The organism is Cyanobium sp. NIVA-CYA 375 (genome assembly GCF_056108345.1).
Genome location: NZ_JBSYHW010000132.1, coordinates 1 through 3,581, shown reverse-complemented (window position 1 = coordinate 3,581; position 3,581 = coordinate 1). Strand labels below are relative to the sequence as shown.

Sequence of the window (3,581 nt, the reverse complement as noted above, 5' to 3'; positions counted from 1 at the left end):
GCTCATGGCGCTACCCTTAATCAAGGCCGCCTGAATGGCAGCCAAGGAGTGACAACTTTCCTGAAAGTCACCGCCCCGCCCCAGCGCAGGACGTGGCCAGGCGGATCCTGGGAAGCGGATGGTGGGCCGGGTTCACCTTCAACGGCAGCACCGCCTACGGCAACGGCGCCTACAGCCTGATCGGCGGCGATGAGCTGAGCGACGCCATTACCTGGCCAAAGGCCAGCATGGCTCAGCCACTACGTGACGCGCTGCTGCAGCTATTTCGCGAGCGGCAGGATCACCTGCTCTTCGTGATCCAGGGGGCTCATGGTGGGACTCCTGGGCAGTAGGCGATGCTGGCTTCGCGCTCAATCGTTCATGTGCCGCTCAATCAGCGAGTGAACGGTGAGACCAAGGGGAGGAAGATCACGCGCCACGGTTTCCCAGACCTGCTCCAGATTCACACGCAAGTAATCATGAATCAGAACATCTCGCATGCCGGCGATGGACTTCCAAGGAGTGGTCGGTTCGGACTCGCGAAGATCCGCCGACAGATTCTTCACGGCTTCGCCGACCACGATCAAGTTACGGATCACTCCATCCTGCACAAGCGTGGAAACAAGAAAGGCTGAGCGGCCTTCTATGGAGTAGAGAGTGATGCGCTCAAGAGCTTCGGCAATGCTGGTGAGGTAAAGGAGATCCTTGCTCACAAAGCCTTTGCCTGCGCAATGATCTGATCGCGGATCAAAGGATGCAACTGCGCAGCTTCCGCCAGATCCACCTGGCAATTCAAGAGAGCTTCCAGTTCCTGCCGAAGAGCGATCACATCCAGCAGGGAACAGCCCCGTTCCAGATCCACCAGCAGGTCAAGGTCGCTGCCGGGCCGATCCTGGCCACGGGCCACCGAGCCATAGATCCGCAGGTTGCGGGCCCCATAGCGGTGAGCCACGGCAAGCACCTCCTCACGGGCGCCCTGGAGCCGCTGGGGGAGGGAGGTTTCCTGGGTCGAAGGGGCAGCCATGGCTCCATTCTGGACTACATCCCCTCCGAGGGCGATGGGCACGACCCCCCTCGCCGACCTGCTGCAGCTTCCGGAGGGCGCAGAGTGGGATAGGGGCTGAGGCGGCACACCCACACCCGGCGCCGGGTTGGCTGCAGCCGCATCACACCCAAGCCAGAAGGGATGCCAGCAGGGGCACCTGCCTGACGGGCCGCCCAAAACCAACCCTGGCCCGGTCGCCCGGCAGCCGCCACCATCACTCCATGGCGTCTAGCCCCCCTCCGCCACCTACCAGCGCCTGCGCGAGACCATCGCCGAGCGCATGCGCATGAGCGCCATCGACCAGCCACCCATGCTCCTGGAACTGCTCGGCCACGGTGTTGCCTGGCAAGAGGCAGCCCGGCCCCAGCGCAGGACGTGGCCCGGCCGATCCTGGGCAGCGCATGGTGGGCAAGGTGCTCACCGGCAACGGCATCACCGCCTACGGCAACGGCGCCTACAACCTGATCGGCGGCGACGAGCTGTGCGACGCCGAGCGCCATGAGCTGCAGCAGCTCTGCCGCCAGCGCCTCGATGCCTTCCGCCAGCAGCGCGGCGAAGAGGTGTTCGCCCACCGCAGCCGCCACCGCACCCCGATCAGCAGCTCGTCGAACTACAGGGTTCACCGATGCGCCCAGGGCCGCTGCGAGTGCTGCGGCGCCCACGAGCACCAGCGCGACCTGGAGGTGGACAACATCATCCCCAGAAACCAGGGCGGCTCCGACGACATCACCAACCTGCAGGCCCTCTGCTTCCGCTGCAACGCCGGCACACTCAAAGGCCCAGACCGTCGATCAGCTCTTCGATCGAGCAGCCCAGTTGGCAGGCCACGTCCTTGAGAATCTGCCGCAAGGTGCCGACCCTTAGAGGCTTGTGGGCTGGAATGGTGAGGTGCTGCTGCTGAACGTCAGAGCTTCGGCTCAGTCTCATGTGACTTCCTGTTTGACGGGTCACCTCATAGCCATGGCGCCGCAGGCGTTCAGCCAGGAGTGGCCCGTTGACGTCCCTCGGAATCCTCACAGGGCCAGCAGTTCTTGCCTCACGTGATGGAGGCGGATCAGGGGCGGCGCCTGGCCCGGATCGAAGTGGCAGACGACGGCGTCGCGAATCTCCCGGTGGAGATCCTCCAGCGTGTCGGCCTCGGTGTGGATGGCGGCAGCGGCGGCACTGGCCCGAAAGGAACCATCCTCCGCTTCCTCGACCAAGAAAAGGGTTTCCTGCATGGCGCTCTCGAATGGTCCCAGTCTGACAGCAGTAGCCGGGATGCTTGCTGTCCCTGTCTAGGCAAAGGGACTGGGGCGGCATGCCTTCACCAAGAGCCGGGTTGGCTGAAGCCGCCACGCACTCACGCCAGAAGGGGGTCCCAGCAGGGGCACTTGCCTGGCGGGCCGCCCAAAACCAAACCTGGCCCCCCAGCACCCACAGCGCAGAACGTAGCCCCCCGGATCCTGGGGGAAGACGTGACCCAGATCGATTACTACACAGAGCACGTCAAGCGGATGGTGGGCAAGGTGCTCACCGGCAACGGCATCACCCGCTACGACCAGAGCGCCTACGACCTTGTGGGCGGCGAGGAGCTGAGCGACGCCGAGCGCGAAGAGCTGCTGCAGCTGTGCCGCCAGCGCCTCGATGCCTTCCGAGAGCAGCGCGGCGAGGAGGTGTTCGCCCACCGCAGCCGCCACCGCACCCCGATCAGCGGCTCGATCAAATACCGGGTGCTCACCCGGGTCAAGGGCTGCTGCGAATGCTGCGGCGCACACGAGCATCAAAGGGCCCTGGAGGTGGACCACATCGTGCCCAGGAACCAGGGCGGCTCGGACGACCTCAGCAACCTGCAGGCCCTCTGCTTCCGCTGCAACGCCGCCAAGCGCAACACCGACAGCACCGACTTCCGCGGGCTTCAGGCCAGCTACACCCATAGCCAGGACAGTTGTGTGTTCTGCGCGCTGGAGGGCAGCGGCCGGGTGCTGCTGGAGAACGAGCTGGCGCTGTGCATCGCCGATGCCTATCCCGTGAGCGAGGGGCACAGCCTGGTGATCCCGCGTCGTCATGGGGCCGACGGACTGGAGCTGCACCAGCCGGAGTGGAACGCCGTGGTGGAGCTGCTGAAGCTGCGGCGGGAGCAGCTGGGCGCCTAGGACGCGTCGATCAGCGGCTGGAATGTGGGGCTGAATTCAGGGGAGGCGGCGGGGCAGACGGTGTTTCATGCGCACTGGCATCTGATTCCAAGTTGAGCAGAGGGGATTGCGATCAGCCTTTTTAGAGAGAGAGAGAGGGGGGGGGCAGAGTTATTGATTTTTCAAGGGCGCTCAAACGTAGTGCTCTCCATTAAACATAGAGCGCAGCGGAAGATTTGTCCAAGCGCAGCCCTTTGATATCTATCGTTGGCCATGAAACCTACATCCTAAAGAATTTATCACTTTCTGAAAGCTCTAGAATAGTCGATTCCTTCTTTAATAAGCTGAATCTTGAGTCGGTCAATTTGTCGCTCAATAGAGCCACAATATACTGGCCGTCCAACTGGTTGGCCTTCTGAAATATGTCAAACACCTGATTCACG

The 3,581-nt window shown here is 63.2% G+C and carries 6 protein-coding genes and 1 pseudogene; 3 read left to right on the top strand and 4 right to left on the bottom strand.

The features are described from left to right. Positions 1 to 92: 92 nt before the first annotated feature. Entirely contained in the window at positions 93 to 332 is a 240-nt protein-coding gene (locus tag AC01FP_RS16520; protein ID WP_474481757.1) for a hypothetical protein, read from the top strand. A gap of 18 nt (positions 333 to 350) precedes the next feature. Here the strand turns inward: AC01FP_RS16520 and AC01FP_RS16515 are convergent, their stop codons facing one another. Next, the gene (locus tag AC01FP_RS16515; RefSeq protein ID WP_474481756.1) at positions 351 to 692 is read right to left on the bottom strand and encodes a HepT-like ribonuclease domain-containing protein; all 342 of its coding nucleotides are present in this window, start codon (positions 690 to 692) and stop codon (positions 351 to 353) included. Next, complete coding sequence (locus tag AC01FP_RS16510) at positions 689 to 1,003, bottom strand: nucleotidyltransferase family protein (protein WP_190546476.1); 315 nt, start codon at positions 1,001 to 1,003, stop codon at positions 689 to 691. The genes AC01FP_RS16515 and AC01FP_RS16510 overlap by 4 nt, the downstream gene beginning before the upstream one ends. Before the next feature lie 356 nt (positions 1,004 to 1,359). Here AC01FP_RS16510 and AC01FP_RS16505 point away from each other — a divergent pair, with 356 nt between their 5' ends. Next, complete coding sequence (locus AC01FP_RS16505) at positions 1,360 to 1,860, top strand: HNH endonuclease (RefSeq protein WP_474481755.1); 501 nt, start codon at positions 1,360 to 1,362, stop codon at positions 1,858 to 1,860. Here AC01FP_RS16505 and AC01FP_RS16500 read toward each other — a convergent pair. Both AC01FP_RS16500 and AC01FP_RS16495 read right to left on the bottom strand, forming a co-directional pair. Continuing rightward, entirely contained in the window at positions 1,796 to 1,951 is a 156-nt protein-coding gene (locus AC01FP_RS16500) for a type II toxin-antitoxin system HicA family toxin (RefSeq protein ID WP_474481758.1), read from the bottom strand. The genes AC01FP_RS16505 and AC01FP_RS16500 overlap by 65 nt on opposite strands. An 86-nt stretch (positions 1,952 to 2,037) precedes the next feature. Next, positions 2,038 to 2,244, bottom strand: a complete 207-nt coding sequence (locus tag AC01FP_RS16495) for a 2-oxoisovalerate dehydrogenase (RefSeq protein ID WP_474481754.1) — start codon at positions 2,242 to 2,244, stop codon at positions 2,038 to 2,040. Between the two features lie 276 nt (positions 2,245 to 2,520). Between AC01FP_RS16495 and AC01FP_RS16490 the strand changes: the two are divergent. Continuing rightward, positions 2,521 to 3,255, top strand: a pseudogene (locus AC01FP_RS16490) (HNH endonuclease). Positions 3,256 to 3,581 lie beyond the last annotated feature (326 nt).